At 61.0% G+C, this 17,620-nt stretch carries 14 protein-coding genes and 2 pseudogenes; 4 read left to right on the forward strand and 12 right to left on the reverse strand.

Annotation, left to right across the window (positions count from 1 at the left end; genetic code table 11):
- Positions 1–172: 172 nt before the first annotated feature.
- Positions 173–814 carry a DUF47 family protein gene (locus BBJ66_RS15995; protein WP_071088306.1) on the forward strand — a complete coding sequence of 214 codons (642 nt, stop codon included), beginning with the start codon at positions 173–175 and terminating at the stop codon, positions 812–814.
- Entirely contained in the window at positions 814–1,815 is a 1,002-nt protein-coding gene (locus BBJ66_RS16000; protein ID WP_071088257.1) for an inorganic phosphate transporter, read from the forward strand. The genes BBJ66_RS15995 and BBJ66_RS16000 overlap by 1 nt, the downstream gene beginning before the upstream one ends.
- 47 nt (positions 1,816–1,862) lie before the next feature.
- On the opposite strand, the gene BBJ66_RS16005 is transcribed toward BBJ66_RS16000, so the two are convergent.
- The 12 genes and pseudogenes from BBJ66_RS16005 to BBJ66_RS16055 form a co-directional block, all read right to left on the reverse strand.
- Positions 1,863–2,852, reverse strand: coding sequence for a sugar kinase (locus BBJ66_RS16005; protein ID WP_049731143.1), 990 nt, complete (start codon positions 2,850–2,852; stop codon positions 1,863–1,865).
- 120 nt (positions 2,853–2,972) lie between these two features.
- Positions 2,973–3,788, reverse strand: coding sequence for a carbohydrate ABC transporter permease (locus BBJ66_RS16010; protein WP_071088259.1), 816 nt, complete (start codon positions 3,786–3,788; stop codon positions 2,973–2,975).
- Positions 3,788–4,729 (reverse strand): carbohydrate ABC transporter permease, encoded by a 942-nt coding sequence (locus BBJ66_RS16015; RefSeq protein ID WP_071088260.1) that lies wholly within the window; start codon positions 4,727–4,729, stop codon positions 3,788–3,790. Before BBJ66_RS16015 ends, BBJ66_RS16010 begins: the two co-directional genes overlap by 1 nt.
- Positions 4,729–6,057: an ABC transporter substrate-binding protein gene (locus BBJ66_RS16020; RefSeq protein ID WP_071088264.1), complete on the reverse strand. Its 1,329-nt coding sequence runs from the start codon at positions 6,055–6,057 to the stop codon at positions 4,729–4,731. Before BBJ66_RS16020 ends, BBJ66_RS16015 begins: the two co-directional genes overlap by 1 nt.
- A 55-nt stretch (positions 6,058–6,112) precedes the next feature.
- A complete protein-coding gene (locus tag BBJ66_RS16025; protein WP_443217134.1) occupies positions 6,113–6,790 on the reverse strand; it encodes a GntR family transcriptional regulator in 678 nt (225 codons plus the stop codon).
- Positions 6,791–6,796: 6 nt separating this feature from the next.
- Complete coding sequence (locus BBJ66_RS16030) at positions 6,797–7,681, reverse strand: dihydrodipicolinate synthase family protein (RefSeq protein WP_049731098.1); 885 nt, start codon at positions 7,679–7,681, stop codon at positions 6,797–6,799.
- 106 nt (positions 7,682–7,787) lie between these two features.
- Entirely contained in the window at positions 7,788–9,092 is a 1,305-nt protein-coding gene (gene repC, locus BBJ66_RS16035) for a plasmid replication protein RepC (RefSeq protein ID WP_071088269.1), read from the reverse strand.
- 154 nt (positions 9,093–9,246) lie between these two features.
- Positions 9,247–10,248 (reverse strand): plasmid partitioning protein RepB, encoded by a 1,002-nt coding sequence (gene repB / locus BBJ66_RS16040; RefSeq protein ID WP_049731096.1) that lies wholly within the window; start codon positions 10,246–10,248, stop codon positions 9,247–9,249.
- Positions 10,249–10,251: 3 nt separating this feature from the next.
- Positions 10,252–11,445, reverse strand: coding sequence for a plasmid partitioning protein RepA (gene repA / locus BBJ66_RS16045; protein ID WP_003591382.1), 1,194 nt, complete (start codon positions 11,443–11,445; stop codon positions 10,252–10,254).
- Positions 11,446–11,725: 280 nt separating this feature from the next.
- Positions 11,726–11,977: pseudogene (locus BBJ66_RS33155) on the reverse strand (hypothetical protein); the annotation flags it as partial.
- A pseudogene (locus BBJ66_RS33160) lies at positions 11,932–12,142 on the reverse strand (AbrB/MazE/SpoVT family DNA-binding domain-containing protein). The pseudogenes BBJ66_RS33155 and BBJ66_RS33160, both read right to left, overlap by 46 nt.
- A gap of 123 nt (positions 12,143–12,265) precedes the next feature.
- Complete coding sequence (locus BBJ66_RS16055; protein ID WP_071088273.1) at positions 12,266–13,018, reverse strand: SDR family oxidoreductase; 753 nt, start codon at positions 13,016–13,018, stop codon at positions 12,266–12,268.
- A gap of 340 nt (positions 13,019–13,358) precedes the next feature.
- On the opposite strand from BBJ66_RS16055, the gene BBJ66_RS16060 reads away from it, so the two are divergent.
- Positions 13,359–16,982 carry a PAS domain-containing protein gene (locus tag BBJ66_RS16060; protein WP_071088275.1) on the forward strand — a complete coding sequence of 1,208 codons (3,624 nt, stop codon included), beginning with the start codon at positions 13,359–13,361 and terminating at the stop codon, positions 16,980–16,982.
- Entirely contained in the window at positions 16,979–17,620 is a 642-nt protein-coding gene (locus BBJ66_RS16065) for a response regulator transcription factor (RefSeq protein WP_071088277.1), read from the forward strand. The genes BBJ66_RS16060 and BBJ66_RS16065 overlap by 4 nt, the downstream gene beginning before the upstream one ends.

Genomic DNA, 17,620 nt, shown 5'->3' on the forward strand with positions numbered 1-17,620 from the left:
CATAGTTCACTTTGCAATAATGAAATGTTCAAATGAACATTTGCCGATAGCGCCCGAACAGCGCGATCGACGGATTGCGATTTCTGTCAATGACTTCCCTTCTGCGGTCTCGCGGCTTTCCATGGCAGCCGCCGTGCTTTATGACAATTTTGTGACAGTCCATGGAGTGCCGATGTTAAGCTGGTTTCGAAAACTCATGCCGCGGGAAGATCGTTTCTTCGATCTCTTCGCTCAACACGCAAAAACCGTCGTCGGTGCGGCCGAAGCGCTCAACGAACTTTTGGGCGGCACGGACATTGAAGGCCATTGCGCCCGGATCGTCCAATTGGAGGATGAAGCGGACGAGATTACCCGCCAAGTGCTGCTTGCCGTGCGCCGCAGTTTTGTCACGCCGTTCGATCGTGGCGACATCAAGGATCTCATCCAGTCGATGGACGATGCGATCGACATGATGCAGAAAACCGTCAAGACCATCCGGCTGTTCGAGCAGAAGAGCTTCGACCCTGTGATGCAGGAAATGGGAAAAACGATCGTCCAGGCGGCGCATCTGATCGCCGAAGCCCTTCCCCTTCTCGACCGGATCAGCGCCAACGCCCCGCGTCTGGCCGCACTGGCCGAAGAAGTAACGCGCGTCGAGGGCCGGTCCGACGAGTTGCATGAGCAGGGCCTGAAGGATCTTTTCCGCCGCCACGGCGCGTCAAATGCGATGGCTTATCTTATCGGCAGCGAGATTTATGGCGAGCTTGAGAAGGTCGTCGACCGCTTCGAGGATGTCGCCAATGAAATCAGTGGCATCGTCATCGAGAACGTTTGATGGAAGCCACCCTCGCCCTGCCCCTCCTTGCCGCTCTCGTGGCTGTTGCTCTCTTCTTTGATTTCTTGAACGGCCTGCACGATGCCGCCAATTCGATCGCCACGATTGTGTCGACGCGGGTGCTGCGTCCGCAATATGCGGTGTTCTGGGCGGCTTTCTTCAACTTCATCGCCTTCTTGTTCTTCGGTCTGCACGTCGCAGAAACGCTCGGGACCGGCATTATCGATCCGGCCATCGTCACGCCGCAAGTCATCTTCGCGGCGCTGGTGGGCGCGATCGTCTGGAACATCGTCACCTGGGTCTTCGGTATTCCTTCGAGCTCATCGCATGCACTGGTCGGCGGGCTGGTCGGCGCCGGTCTGATGAAGACAGGTTTCAGCGCGATCGTGTGGAGCGGATTGTTGAAAACGGCCGGCGCCATCGTGATGTCGCCGGCGATCGGATTTTTCCTTGCGCTGCTGCTCATCCTGATCGTGTCGTGGATCTTCGTGCGACAGACGCCTTTCGCTGTCGATCGGACATTCCGGATTTTCCAATTTGTTTCCGCCTCCCTCTATTCCCTCGGCCATGGCGGCAACGACGCTCAGAAGACGATGGGCATCATTGCCGTGTTGCTCTATTCGCAAGGCTATCTGACCGGCGGCTTCCATGTACCGCTCTGGGTCGTTCTGTCATGCCAGGGCGCAATGGCGCTCGGCACACTTTGCGGCGGATGGCGGATCGTCCACACCATGGGCTCGAAGATCACGCGCCTCAACCCAATGCAGGGTTTCTGTGCCGAAACCGGCGGAGCATTGACGCTGTTCGGCGCAACCTGGCTGGGCATCCCGGTCTCGACGACGCACACGATCACCGGCGCCATCATCGGCGTGGGTGCCGCCCGACGGCTGTCAGCCGTTCGCTGGGGCTTGGCCGGCAACATCGTTATCGCCTGGGTTGTCACACTCCCGGCCGCCGCGACCATTTCAGCGCTCTGCTACTGGCTTTCGGACTTCTTCTAGAGCATGATGCCGTGAGCGGTTTTCTCATGACATCGTGCTCCAACTCTTTAATTTAGAACAGGATTCATCTTCGTCACCGGTGCGTCCCAGCCCCGCAGCGCATCGCAGACATCGGCTCTGCCGGGCGCGCCGATACGGCCGCCGAAGACCTGGCATTTGAGCGCCGCCGCCATGGACGAGAAACGCATCGTCTCGGCGATCGGCACGCCTTCTGCGATCGCCAGAGCGAAAGCGCCATGGAAAATATCGCCGGCCGCGAGCGTATCGACAGCCCTTACCTTCGGAGCGGCAAGATGGAAGATTTCGCCGCTTCGGTCGTCGCACCAGAAGGAGCCGTTTTCTCCTGACGTAACGCTGATGAAGGCGTGCTCGAACTTTCGCTTCAAGAGACCAACGGCCTTCGCCGGCTCGGCAGTTCCAGTGAGGCGCTCGGCGGCCGGCTGCGAGAACACGATGTGGCTGGCCGCAGGTGCCAGCATCTCGATCACGCCGTCGCCGGCAACGTCGCCGTCGAGAATAGCCGGTTTGCCCGCCTCTGCGGCTGCGAGCAGCGTCCGCAATGCCAGCTTCGGCCAGCGGACGTCGACCAGAACCGCATCGAAAGCTGACACGTCCTGTTTTGTCACCGGTTTGACCGTCTCGTGCAGGGCCGCATCGTAGAAGGGCACGATCAACCGCTCGCCCTGATCGTCGACAAGGATCGTCGAGACCGCCGAGCGGGCGCCCGCCACACGGACCATGCCGCTCGTATCGATGCCGCTGCTGCCGAGGTCGGCAATGATGCGTTCGCCGGTGGCATCATCACCGACCGCACCCCAGAGGCTGGCATTGCCACCCAGCCGGGCGACCGCAAAGGCCGCGCTCGACGCCATGCCTTCGGCGACCTGCAGCATATCGTAGGGGAGAATTTTGCCCTGGCCGGCCGGCAGCGCCCGCACGCGAAACAGCGTGTCCAGGACCGCAGCGCCGACGCACAAAACACTGCGCGCCGGACTAGAGCATGACGCCGAAAAGTGTGAGCGGTTTTCGGACGACATCATGCTCTAACTCTTTATTGAGAGCAGGATTCGGACTTTAGGCCGACCGGCCTAAAATCATCCTGTTCTGGCAGGCGGGTCGAAGGCAGGAGAAATCGTCAAAACTGTCGTCTCACCTGTTCACTTGACGGCTCCGGCCGTCAGCCCCGCGACGATCTGCCGTTGCGCAAACACCGTCAATATCAGCACCGGCAGGGTGACAATCAACGCTGCAGCAGCAAGCGGCCCCCAACTGACCTGTTCGAAGGAGAGCATGTTGTAGACCGCGACCGGAAGCGTGCGCGTCTCGCGACTGGCGAGCACGATGCCGAAGACGAAGTTGTTCCAGGAGAAGATGACCGACAGGATGAAGGCGACGACAATGCCGGGCTTGGCGATCGGCAAAGCGACCAGGCGGAAAATCTGCCAAGGCGTCGCGCCGTCGATGCTGGCAGCCTCTTCCAACTCCATCGGCGTCGTCTCGAAATAGCCGATCATGATCCAGACGACGATCGGCACGGTGACGACAAGATGGATGATGATCTGCGGCATCAGCGTGCCGAGCAGGTTCAGCCACTGGAACAGCAGGAAGAGCGGGATCAGGAAGGAAAGGCCGGGCGTCATACGGGCGATCATGATGACCATCGCCGCCTTCTCCGCCTTCAGCCGCGCGATGCCGTAGCCGGCCGGCACGCCGATCAGCAGCGCCAGAAGCGTCGCGGCACCGGTCACCAGCACGGAATTCCAGAGATAGAGGAAGAAATTATTCTCCTCGAAGACCTTCAGATAATTCGTCCAGGCGAAACGCTCCGGAATGAAGATCGGTGGATAGGCGCCGTTGTCGATCTCATACTTCAGCGACAGCGAGATCATCCAGAGGAAGAACAGGACGACCGGCGAGATCATCACCAGGGCGACAAACAGAAGCCCGATGCGATCGAGTGTCTTGCGCTTCATCAGCGTGCCTCCCCGTCGGACCAGTTCGCGCGCTGCCGGAGCATCAGAAGGACGAAGGAGAGCAGGACGATGAGGATGAAGAAAACCACCGCCATGGCCGAGCCATAACCGATATCGTAGTAGGCGAAAGCGGTGTTGTAGAGATAGATATTGATCGTTTCCGACGCCGTGCCTGGGCCGCCCTGGGTCATGGCATAGATGATGTCGAAGCTCTTCACCGCATCGATGCTGCGGATGATCACGGCAATCATCAGGAAGGGCGCGATCATCGGCAGCGTCAGATAGCGGAATTTCTGCCAGACATTGGCGCCGTCGATCTCGGCACTTTCATAGGGCTCGCGCGGAACCGCCGCCAGGCCGCCGAGCACGATCAGCATGATGAGCGGCGTCCATTGCCAGGTCTCCACCAGCACCAGCGAGGGGATGACGCTGCTCTGATTATAGATCCACTCCTGCGGGCCGATGCCGATGAAGGAAAGAAGATAATTGAGGACGCCGAGCTGCGGATGGAACATCATCGTCCAGACAAGGGCGATGGCGACCGGCGTCGCCATCATCGGCATCACGAATATGCCGCGCAGAAGGCCGCGCAGCGGGAATTGCGTATCGAAAATCAACGCGGCGAGCGTGCCTAAGAAGAGCGGCGCCACCACAGAGAGCGTCGTATAAAGCACCGTATGCCACAGCGACTCCCAGAAGCGCATGTCCACGGCCAGGCGGGCATAATTATCCAGTCCGGCGAAAACCTGGGACTGGCCGAGCGTCCAGCTGTTGACGCTCATCCAAAGGGTAAACACCCATGGAAAAACGATAACGGCCGCGATGACGATCAGCGCCGGGATGACGAAGGGCCAGTAGTTGGGAGCAACGCGACCCGCGTTGCTCCTTCCCTTCGAGGCGGGCTTGGCGGCTGCGGCCGTTTCGATGCTTGCCGAGGTCATTATCCCTCGCTTTTTGCCAGGACGGGTTCGAACTGTGCCGTCGCCGCCTTGAGTTCGGTTTCGGGATCGGCGCCGCCGATCATGTTGGTGAGACCGACGCCGTAGATGTCGCGGAACTCGGTGACCGGAATGATGACCGGCAGCGCGAGCTGCGAGATCTTGCCGGAACCGACGACGGCATCGAGCCACGCGGCCGGCATCTTGACGCCTTCGCGGACCTTCGCATCCTCGAGGACGGACTGGCGGAATGGAACACCGGCACCGGCCTGCAGCAGACGGGCGCCCATGTCATGCGAAATCGCCCATTGGCAGAAGAGGTAAGCCGCTTCCTTTTTCTGGCTTGCGGCGACGACGCCGAGCCCGTCGCCGAAGGTGCCTGCGGCCTGTGCCTTCGGGCCTTTCGGCATGATGCCGTAACCGACCTGGCCGACGACGCGCGACTTCTCAGGATTCTCGATCGGCGGCGCAAAGCCGACGCCATCGAGCCACATGCCGATCTTGCCCTGCAGGAAGGCCGACTGCGCCTCGGCCCAGTTGAAGCCGGAGACGCCGGGAGGGGCGGTCTTGGTCATCAGCTTCTGGTAAAGCTTGGCGGCATCGATCGCTTCCGGCGATGTCGTGCGCAGCTTGCCGTCCGGGGCGAGCGGGCTCGAACCGTAGCCGAGCAGCAGCGACGTCCAGACCGGCGTATTGGCGTTCTTCAGGCCGCGGGCGACGAAGCCGTAGGTGTTGGTCGACGGATCGGTGAGTGCTTCGGCCGCACTTGCCAGCTCTTCGAACGTCGTCGGGTAGGAAAGCCCCTTCTTCTCGAACAGCGCCTTGTTCCAGTAGATGATCCAGTAATCGACCGAAAAGGGAAGAGAACGCAGAACGCCGCCGGCGTCCTTGGCGAAGGCGAGGCCGGCTTCGGCGAAATCACCTTCCGTCAGCGATGGGTCGGTCAGCGCGGGATCCTTGAGGAAGCCGCCGATATCGGCAAGCCAGCCGCCCTTTTCGAACTGCCGCTTCTGGACGTGATAGCTCATATGCACGACGTCGAAGCTCGGCTTTCCCGAGCTGAGCTCGATCGTCGTCTTCTGGCGCTGCTGCTGCTCGGGCGTTGCTTCGGCATTGACCTTGATGCCGGTGAGCTCCTCGAATTCGGGCAGGTACTTCAGGAGTATTTCGCTGCGCGGGCTCTTGACCAGATTGACCTCGAGCTTGGTGCCGGCGAAGCGCTTCCAATCGACGGCAGCCGATGCGGAGCGCATGCCGAGCATGCTGCTCGCCCCGAAAGCGGCCGTCCCCGCCAGAAAGCCGCGTCTCGTCGGATTCAAAAATGATGGCATGGTATTCCTCCTCCTTTTGCCGGCGATCTCCTCACCTCCGGCTGATTATTCCCGATTAGATCCTCAGCGCACGGTCCCTTGCACCGTTGATGTGTGCGACAAGGTTGTTGACGGCGTCCTCCGCCGATCGTCGTTCGATCGCCTCGAGCACTTTCAGGTGCTCGCCCATGACAGGCCCGACGTGACCCTCGATGCGAAACCGGTCTTGGCTGATCAGGCGCATCTTGATCGAGTTTACCCGGTAGGCATTCGAAATGATGGTATTGCCAAGTGCATCGATAAAGGCGTCATGCATGCCCCAGTCGACGGCCTGCGCGCGCAGTTCCAGTTCATGCGAGCCATCGCCGCTGCGAATGGCGTCGGCGATATCCCGATGCTGCTTCAAAAGCCCGGCAATCGTCTCGTCCGACGCCGACCGGGTGAAGAGCGCCACCGCCTCCTTTTCCAGGAACACGCGCAGCTGGAATGCCTCGCGGATGAGATTGAGATCGATGTGAGCGATCTGCAATCCCCGCTGTGGCACGGTCTTGATCAGCCCTTCGGCTTCAAGCCTGGGGATGAGTTCACGGATGGCGCCAAGCGTCAGTCCGGTCAGCCCCACGAGACGGCGCTGGGACACGAACTGGCCGGGGCGCACATCACGCGCAAGAAGATGGCGCGTGAAGCTCGCATACGCCTTCTCCCGCAGCGTCGGCTGCTCGTCCATTCCGTCCATCGCCTCTTCCCGTAGCATGCTTGACTATGCCGCTTTCGACTGGAAAAGCTTATCGAAAGCCATAACGAGTTGCGCCTGCCCTTCGCCGGATATTGAACCGAGCGGTGGTCGAACCGCAAGCCAGATCTCCTCCGACATCACGTGCGCCACCATCGCCTTCACGGCCGGGACGACAGGATATTTCAGCAGTTCGGCCACGAAACCCTCGATGCGGGGGTCGTCCTTGCCGTCTTCGGCCATCAGCTTGACGTCGCGGGGCACGAAATTCGCCATCCCGGAGATTGCCCCCTGGCCGCCGAGCCGCACGCCCCTGGCGAGATGCCGTTCATCACCCACCAGGATGATGAGATCGCTATGCGCCTTGAGCAGGCTTTCGGTATAAGGCCAGTCGCCGGAAGAATCCTTGACGCCTGTGACGATGTTGGGGAAGGCGGTCCGCAGCCGGCCGATCAGCGACACGGTCAGCGGAACCATGGTGAGCGAAGGAAGGTTATAGACGATAATGTCGCGCGCCTTGTCGCCCAACATGGCAAAGACCGCCGAAAACCAATGGAAGACACCGTCGTCGCTGACGTTCTTGAAATAGGACGGCGGGGCGAGAAGGATATTGCGAGCACCCTTGGAAAGAGCATGATCGGCCTGCATCGCCGCATCCTCGGCGGCGTCGACCAGCACCCCGACGATGATGTTCTTTGCCTCGATCCCGGCATCGAGGAAGGCCTCGAAAACACGGTCACGTTCCCGGCTTCCGATGGAGGAGCCTTCACCCGTCGTACCGAACAGCGTGACGCTGGAGCATCCGGCAGCAAGGCATCGTCTTGCCTGCGCGATCATAACATCGATCGCTATATCGCCATTGCCGTCGAACGGCGTGGCGAGAGCGACTGACAGCCCGAATTTCTGGGTCAAATATATCCCTCCCGATTATCGGGATTAGAGGTAACAGAGTGACATGTTAGTTGTAAAGAGGTGATTGCATACCGAACACGATATGATTGTCGCGCACGCAACTTCCTCAACCGGCATGCCTTGTTGCCGGCCCATTTGCCCGCACCAACGCCATCAGCATCGGCCCGATCGCAAACTCGCCTCTTTCGGTTCTGCGGGTGAGATCCCTGAGATAACCACCGGGCGAATTGATATGCCCTCCCCTTTCCAGGATGCAGGCGATGACGGTCGCGGCATTTTCCGGTCCCATGCCGGCGCAGGCTTCCTCATAGGCCGAGGGACTGACGCCGAGCATCGAGCGCACGATCACCGCGGCCGACATCAAATCTCGCCAGTTGCCGATGGTTCCGCCCGGCCCATAGTCGAGGATTTGAGGGCAGGCTTGAAGGACGAGGGCGAGCGGGAAGGATTTCAGGCCTGGGCCGGACATCGGCGCGGCGGCACCCGAGACCTTGCCGGTGATTCCAGCCGAGGGCTTGAACGGCCTCGGCTTTTGCTCACCCGGCGGTTCGGCCGTGCTCTCGTTGTTTGTCGCTGCCTTTTCGCCCTGCTTCGTTTCGAAGCTTGGTTCAAGTTCATAGATGGAGTTTGGGTTTGAATTCTGTTTGTGACGCTCAATCTGAGACTCATTGGCGTCTATTTTTTGCCTTTTAATCTGCCTTTCCAGCAAGTTGACGGCTTCATCCCGCAGCAGCCCCATTTCGCCGAGCAGCGATGCCAGTTCTTCGATGCCAGCCATGCGCGGAATCCTGGTGACGATCGCACGAAACATCATCGTCATCTGCTCCCAGTCACCCGGAACCGCTTCATCGATCGCCGTTGAGATCAGCTTGGAGATATCGCGCCGGCAGACCGTCAGGCGTTCCCTCGTCGCTCTCAGCAACTCCCGGTCGGCGATCGCCTGGGCCGCAAGGCTTTCGATCTCGACCGCGCGTGCGAGAAGTGGCGCGATGCTGAAGCCGAAGGCTTCGCCGATGGCGCCAGCCCTGTCGCGGCGGGCATAACGCTTACCGTTCGGGCTGTCCTTGCGCAGGATCAGGCCGGCCTCGACCAGCACGGCCAGATGCCGACGGAGTGTGGCCGGCGTCATGCCGCGGGCGCGGAGCGACAGCTGCGCATTCGACGGAAAGACGATCAGGCCTTTTTCCTCGGAGATCTCGTCATCGGGATAGAAGGTCAGCAGCGCGTCGAGCACCGTCAGCGCCCGATCGGTCACGCCGAGCGCCGGCCGCGCTTCGCAGATTGCCCGAAACAGCTTCCACTTGCTGCGTTTCATTCCCGGCTCGATCGTCTCGGCCAATTGCTGGCTTGCCAGCATGCCAAGCGACATCGGCCGCCGCCCAAAGGGCGTCGTCACATATCCACTCTCCATTTGCCTTCACCTTCGTTCAGGCAAAAGAAAACCATCCACCAATTTGGTGCCTAAGACGCTTGACTGTGATTCGTGGAAATGCGATTCTCGATGTGCTTAAGATCTGAGAAGGGCTTCCACGACGCCGTCGTTGGGGGCCTTTTTCTTTTGCGCGCTACGCTCCTCTGTCCTTGTTGAATTCCTGGAACAGGCTCTTCAGCCTTTCCTGGACGAATTGGTCGAAACCGGGTGCGGTCTTGCCGTCGAAAACGAAAGTTGCACCGGACGCTGTCTTTTTGATCGTCACCGGCACGCCGCTGACCTGGGTCTTGGCAATCGCCGGCTTCGGCGCCTGCGTCCGCTTGGTTGCGAGCACAAATGCGCGGTGAAACCGCTCGTCGCTTGGAATTTTTCGCGCGTCGTCCGCGGACAACTCGGCGATGATCTTCTCGACGTCGGCACCTTCAAGCCGTTCGCCCAGTTCCAGCCACCGCCGGCGGCCAATATCGGGGGCCGCACCGATGGCGTTGATCAAATCAAGGGGAACCTGCCGTATCACGATCAGCATTCTCGACAGCGCGGCCTTATCGACCCCGAGCGCCGCCATGATCACATCGCGGCCGAAGCTTCGTTCTTCGAGCCTCGATGCAAAGAGCGCACGCTCTATGTAGGAAAGATTGGTCCGGGCGCTGTTTTCCTGCCCCTGGCTGACGACCAGCTGACCATCGGTGAGATCGCGAACGACCGCGCGCACCCTGATGCCGATTTCTGTCGCGGCGGCCAGGCGGCGATGGCCGTAGGCCACCTGATAGCGTCCCCTGGTTTCAGGATGCGGACGCACGAGAATCGGAACCTGCTGCCCATGCTCGCGGATCTGCTCGACAAGCTGTGCGAGTTCGGCCGGATCGATTGCCAATCGGTCGCTGACGAAGGACGCATCGATCAGGCCCGTATCGAGTTCGACGATGGTCTGGCCGGCGGCAAGCTGCCGTTCGAGTTCACTCGCCCGTTCCATTTTTTCGGTAATGTTGCCGAGCGTCTTGGTAATGCCGCCGACCGGCGCCGCACTGCGCTCCTGCGGCACGAATCCCGCGATCGGGCGATTGTCGCGCGGTGCGACCGCTTCCACCCTGGCCGGGCTCGGAGCGGAAATCTCGATGAGGTTCTTGCGCGCCATCGACTATTTCCTCCCCCAGGTCGAACGAATATGCGCCTCGATCTCGCTGTTGACGAGATTGAGCGACTCCAGCGCCCGGTCATAGGTCCCGCGGGTGAACTGCGACCGCTCGACCTCGTAGAGGGTCTGCTTGGTGACGCCCGCATCGGAGACGGCCGTCGACTTCACCATGGCATTGTGGAGCATTCGATTGCCGAAGATCGCCCGCATGAAGCCGGTCATCTGGCTCTGCGGTCCGTCATTCGGCTCGAAGCGCGTCACCAGATAGCGCATCCAGTCATAGCTGGTGCGCCCGCCGGCCTTCTCCACGACCGACATCAGCTCGCTCGTCATCGTTAGAAACTGCGACATCGACATGACGTCGAGCATCTGCGGATGGACGGTGATCAGGACCGAGGTCGCCGCGCAGAGCGCCGACATCGTCAAGAACCCCAGTTGCGGCGGGCAGTCGATGACCACGACGTCGTAGAGGCTTTCGATTTCGGTCAGGACCTCGCCGATGCGGGCAAAGAACATCGTCTCCGCCCGACCCGACGACATCGCCTTCGGCGTTTCGTGCTCGAACTCCATCAGCTCGAGATTTCCCGGAATGAGGTGCAGATTGGGCGTGTAGGTGGCGCGAACGATGTCGGCGATCGGGCGCGGCTGCTCATAGCGGATCGCGCCGTAGATCGTTTCGCCCTCGCCGACGTCGAATTCCGGCTGATGGCCGAACAGGGCGGATAGCGAGGCCTGCGGATCGAGGTCGACGGCGAGCACGCGGTAGCCCCTCAGCGCCATGAACTGCGCCAGATGGGCCGCGGTGGTGGTCTTGCCCGAACCGCCCTTGAAATTCATGACGGAGACGATCTGGAGCTTTTCTCCCGGCCTGCGCGCCGGCACATATTTCGGCGTGCCGTTTCGCTCGTCGAGAACCCGGCGAATCCGATCCATATCGGTTGCGCTGTAGAGCCGCCGTCCGTTTGCCAGCGGATCGGGCCCATGGCCGTCGGCGGCCACCTGGCGGAGATAACCTTCGCCGATGCCGATGAAAGCCGCTGCTTCCGCAGGCGAAAATGTTCTGATGGTCTTTTGGGAAAGCGGCGGGAAGATTTTTGCCTGGTGCTGCTGAAGTTGATAGGACAACTCCTTCGCATCCGTTGCCAGAAGCGACGGGAGATGCTCTTGATCGTCCTGAAGAGCAAGACTCGGCTGCATGATCTATTTCCCAAATAACTGCGCAATTTTGAACGAAAGCGCTTCAGTTGCGCAGTTACTATATGCCGCGATTCGTGACCGAATTACAAATGCTTAACCAAACGGCGGGTCGAGGCATGCGAGACAGGCGCGGGAATCTGGCGGTTTCATGAACCAATCGGCGGGTGATTCGCACCCGCCCGAGGTACTGACGAGCAAGGCCGACACCCTCGTTATGCACATGAAATTCATTGAATTTTATGTGATGCCACTGACGGAACGGAAAGGTTCTGCCTGACTGTTCTCCGTCGTCCTTCAGGTCGTTGCTGCCGTTGATCACCAGCAGCCCGTCGGAGGCTTTGTCCGGTTCGAATATGCTCATGCTTTCCGTCTTGCCACTCGCGTCGGTCAGGTCGAGACGATAGCCGGAAAGCGTGTAGCGTCCGCTGGCGCCCGGCCGGTTGCCCGACGTGGTGACACCCGATCGCGATCCGCCGATCTCGTTCGTCATCGAAGCGCCGGACCAGCCCGCGCGCTCGAATGTGCCTTTTCGCCGCGCGTCAAAGTCATGATGGCATGTATGAAGGCCCTTGCCAGCATGGCCCCGCAGCTTCTCGAAGCGGCTGGCCGGCCGTTTCTTGTCGGCGCGCGTCAAAACCACACTGCCGTCGGGAGCACAATGAAAATCCACCTTGCTGCCTGGAGCGATGCCAAGCATATCCCGCACGGACTGGGGGATAGTCACCTGACCTTTCGCGGTAACGGTGTCGCCATAGCAAGCGCCTTTATAATACTCTTCTGGCAGAAGGCTTACTTCACTCGGTAAACTTCAAGGCCGCCGCTAAGCCGCCATCGATCGGTAGAGCCAGTCGGAAAGTTTCTCGGCCGCCAGCCGCGCGCCGGCGCCCGGAAGCAGTGCGGCGTCGGTCAATTCGACGCCGAAATAGGATGTGGACGGATCCGTTATCACCTGCCGGTCGTCTTCGTTGGCAGCCAGATAGATCCGGGCGACTTCATCGATACCGAACTGTTCCGGGCCGCCGATCTCGACGATACCGCCCAAGGGCGTTGCGACGATCAATTCGGCCAGAAAGGCGGCGACGTCGCCGGCTGCGACCGGCCTCATCAAGGCTGGCGGCAGTCGAACGACGTCGCCTTGCCCGCCGATGTCGATCAATCCGCTGATGAACTCGTAGAACTGCGTCGAGCGGAGGATCGTGTAGGGGCGGTTGGAAGCCTGAATCAGGTTTTCCTGTACCATTTTCGCGTAAAAATAATCGCTTTCCACAAGCCGTGGCGTGCCGACGACGGAGAGGGCGAGATAGTGCCCGACTCCAGCCTCAGTGGCGGCGGCAAGCAAATTCTTCGTTGACGCCTTGAAGAAATCCAGGGCCGCATTGTCGCCGAACGATGCGGCGTTGGTGACGTCGACGATGACGTCGGTTCCCGCTATCGCCGCGGCGAGGCCCTTGCCCGTAACCGTATCGACGCCAAGCGATAGGGATGCGGCAGCGACCTCGTGGCCCGACCGGCGCAGGCTTTCGCTGAGCCGCGTTCCGATAACCCCGCTTGCTCCCACCACGGCAATTTTCATGTCGGCATCCTCGCGATCGATTGAATCGACAATGACCGGAAAGCCGAAACCCTTCCATCATGCGAAAGCGTTGGCGCCCTGGCCGGAAGTATAGCGGAGCAGACCGAAAGTTTAGGAAACCCCGCCAGGAACGGAATCATCTTCCGTTTCCCGTCTGCGCCGAAGATCCGGCCGTGGCGCGACGCTACCTCTCCGCGCAATGTATGGATTTCCATGAGTTGCGGCTGTGGTACGGCAGGGTTACGGTTCGAATATGAGTTCGCCGGCTCCGATATCGAAAACGAATGCTGTGCCAAATGCTGACGATCCCCGGGCTTTGCCTGTCCGGAAGGAGTTGTTGATGATGAGCGTCTGGTCGCACCGCCCCCGAGCCCTGTATCTGGGGCTTTTCATCGCCGCCTATGTGCTCGCCTGCGGCTTTGCCCAGTCGCTCGCGATCGTGCCGGGAACGGGTATTTCCATCTGGCCCCCGGGCGGGCTTTTCATCGCCACGCTCATCCTCGCCCCAAGGCGCAGCTGGCCATGGTGGATATTGGGAGGCTGCCTGGCTGAGCTGCTCAGCAATGCCATCTGGTTTTACAGTCCGCTGCCTGCGGCCTTCCTGATCTATGTCGGCAACGCTCTTGAAGCGGTGGTCGCGGCATGGCTGATCAATCGGGTCTTGAAGCGGCCGGCACAGCTGGAAAGCTTGCAGGAGGTTCTCGCATTCGTCGTGCTCGGCGCCGGAATTGCGCCGGTGGTGAGCGCGACGGTGGGAAGTGCGACGCTTGCCTGGTTCGGCATCCAATCACAATCCTTCCTGACGGCCTGGCCTCTCTGGTGGATCGGTGACGCAACCGGCGTGCTGATCGTCGCGCCGCTGGCGCTCGCCGTCCTCCACAACTGGCGGGGCAAGACTCGCCTTTCGGCCGCGCAATGGGTGGAGGCTGGCGTCCTCGGGCTTATTTTTCTCGGTGTCGCCGCGCTGTCGCTCAGCGGCTATCTTCCCTTCGCCTACATCATCATGCCGCCCCTTCTTTGGGCCGCGGTCCGCTTCGAGTTCAAGGGTGCCGCCATATCGCTGGCTCTCCTCGCCCTCATTACAGCCATCTTCACGATAACCGGCGCGGGCCAGTTCGTCGGCGATCCCGAGTCCCAGAAACACAAGCAGATCATGCTGCAGCTCTTTCTGGCCATCTCGGCATTTTCGGCGCTGATCGTTGCCGCCATATCCCGGCAACATCAATTGGCCGTGCTGACACTGCGCCAGAGCGTGGAGACGCTGCGCGAGCGGGAGCAGGAGCTCTCGCAGCTTGTCGACATGGTTCCAAGCCACGTCTGGCGTCTGACACCTGAGGGCGAACCGACCTTCTTCAACCGGCGGATGGTCGATTTCCTCGGTTTCGATGTCGCGGATTCGGACAGGCCCGGCATGAGCCTGTTGGAGGCGGTCATTCATCCCGATGATGCCGCCGGCTTCACCAATGCGCTCACCCATTGCCTCGCCACCGGCGAAAACTTTGCCATGCGGTATCGGCTGCGCGGCGCCGACGGCGTCTATCACTGGATGTCGAGCCGCGCGGAGCCGTTGCGGGATCAGGCCGGCGGCATTGTCCAGTGGTATGGTCTTTGCCACGACATTGACGATCAGGTCCGCGCCGAAGAGGCGGTGCGCCAGAGCGAGCGAACGCTGCGGCAGATGATCGACGCGGTGCCGGTTCGCGTCTGGAGCGTGGAGCCGGAGAGCGGATCGGTCTATTTCAACAAACGTTATCAGGACCATTTCCGCGCCGTCATCGCCGATTTCGACGCCATTGGCGAGCCGCGCATCGAAGATCTGCTGCAACGGCTGATCCATCCAGAAGACGCGCCCGACGTCCAGCGTACGCTGCAGAATTGTTTCAAAAGCGGTGGCGGCACCGCAATGCGGTTTCGCTGGCGCGAAAAAGATGACGTTTACCGCTGGGCGGAATGCAGGGTGGAACCCCGGCGCGACGACGACGGAAGGGTCGTGCAATGGTACGGCGTGTCTCTCGACATCGACGAGGAGGTGCGTGCGCTGGAGACCCTGCGCGACCGCGAGCGCGAGCTGTCGCAGCTTGTGGACATGGTCCCAGCCCAGATAAGGCGGCTGACACCGACAGGCGAGCCTGTCTTCTTCAACAAACGCCTGATCGACTTCTTCGGTCTCGACGTCGGCGACATGGATCAGCCGGGCGTGAGCCGCCTGTCGGCTGTCATCAATACTCTCGTTCATCCCGATGACGCACCAAGGCTGCTTCAGACGGTTCACCGTTCCCTGACCAGCGGCGATCCCTTCTCGATCAAATACCGCATGCGCCGTTTCGACGGAGCCTATCGCTGGGTCGACGGCCGCGCCGAGCCGCTGCGGGATCAGAACGGCACGATCACGCAATGGTACGTCATCTCGGTCGATATCGATGACGAGATGCGCGCGCAGGAAGCGTTGCGCGACCGGGAACGCGAGCTCTCGCAACTGGTTGACATGGTTCCGAGCCTGCTCTGGCGGCTTGATCCGGAAGGGACGCCGACCTTCTTCAACCAGCGCCTGAAAGATTTTCTTGGTCTCGACATCATTGATATGGAAACGCCGGGGATGAGCCGGCTGGCGGACCTCATCGAGGCCGCCGTCCATCCCGACGATGCCGATAGTCTCGCCCAGGCACTCCACCATTCGCTCGCCACCGGCGAGCGCTTCTCCAAGCAGTATCGCCTGCGACGCGCCGACGGCATCTATCGCTGGGTCAGAGGCAGCGCCGAGCCGCTGCGGGACGAAAGCGGCCGGATTGTCCAATGGTACGGTCTCTCGCACGACATCGACGATCAGCTGCGTGTCGAGGAGGCGCTGCGAGAAAGAGAGCGCTCGCTCTGGCAGATCGTCGAAACGCTGCCGGCCATGATCGATTGCGCAGCTCCCGACGGAGAGCCGGTCTATCGCAACCCCCAGCTCCGCGACTTCCTCGGATATAAGCTCGAAGAGCTTGATGGAACGGGGAAAACCCGGCTGGACGGCACGCTCGACGCCGGCGTTCATCCCGACGACGTGGCGGGAGTCAAAGAGAATTATGCCCATTCATTGTCCACCGGCGAGCCCTATGCGCGCCGGCATCGTCTGCGGCGCTACGATGGCGAATATCGCTGGGTCGAGACGCGCGCTGCGCCGATGCGCAATGCCGAAGGCGTGATTGTCCAGTGGAACGTCATCTGCCTCGATGTCGACGCTGAAGTTCGGGCGGAGGAAGATCTGCGTCAGGCGCGAGAGGGCCTTGCCCGGGCGAGCCAGGTGGCGAGCCTTGCCGAGCTTTCGGCCTCTATCGCTCACGAGGTGAACCAGCCGCTCGCCGCCGTCGTCGCCAACTCGCATGCCTGCCAGCGCTGGCTGATGGCCGAACCGCCGAATATGGAGCGGGCGCAGAGGACGGTCGAGCGCATCATCCGCGATGCCAACTCCGCCGCCGATGTCGTCAGCCGCATCCGCGCCCTGTTCAAACAATCCGCGGACAGAAGAGTTCATACGACGCTTTCAGGCGTCGTCAGTGAAGCGCGCAACCTCATGGCCGAAGAAGCGGCTCGCCGTCGCGCCCGTATGGACCTGGAGCTTGAGGGCAACCTTCCGCTCATTGCCATCGATCGCATCCAGATCCAGCAGGTTCTGATCAATCTCGTCCGCAACGGCATCGAGGCGATGGACACGGTCGACGGCGACAGGGTGATCGGGATGCGGGTGCGCCATATGGGGAATGCCATCCAGACCGAAATCAGCGATCGCGGTCAGGGTATCGAGTTCCCCGAGAAGATGTTCGAACCTTTCTTCACGACCAAGGAAAACGGCATGGGCATGGGTCTGGCGATTTGCCGCTCGATCGTCGAGCTGCACGGCGGACGCTTGTGGGCAGAGAAGAACAATCCGCACGGAGCGACGTTGATCTTCACATTGCCCATTGAAACAAAGGCGGCGTCATGACGGCCGATGACCATATCGTCTTCATCGTCGATGACGATGAACGCATCCGCGAAGCGCTCGGCGAGCTGATGGACTCGCACGGCATGCGCGCCGTCGCCTTCGAATCGGCCGGCGACTACGTGAAAGCGGACAAGCCTGACCTGCCCGCCTGCCTCATCCTCGATATCGAGCTGCCTGATATCAACGGCCTCGATCTGCAGAGGCAGATCGCCGACAGGGACCATCCGCCGATCGTCTTCATTACCGGGCACGGCGACATTCCCTCCTCCGTGCGCGCGATCAAGCACGGCGCGGTGGATTTCCTGACCAAACCGTTCAGTGACGCGGATCTCCTGGCGGCAATCCATGCCGCACTCGCCGAGGATCGGGAAAAGCGATCGGGACGCGCCGAGCTCGACATGCTGAAACGACACTATCTCGACCTGACGCCGCGCGAGCGCGAAGTGCTGCCGCTCGTGGTCAGCGGCCTTCTCAACAAGCAGGCGGCAGCCGAACTCGGGATCAGCGAAGTCACGCTGCAGATCCATAGACGAAATGTGATGCAGAAAATGGCGGCGGCGTCGCTCGCCGATCTCGTGCGGATCGCGGAGAAACTGGAAATACCGATTACCCACTCGCGCCGGGTGGCGGGGAATTGA

The sequence above is a fragment of the Rhizobium sp. RSm-3 genome, from assembly GCF_001854685.1.
In the GTDB taxonomy this organism is placed as follows: domain Bacteria; phylum Pseudomonadota; class Alphaproteobacteria; order Rhizobiales; family Rhizobiaceae; genus Rhizobium; species Rhizobium ecuadorense.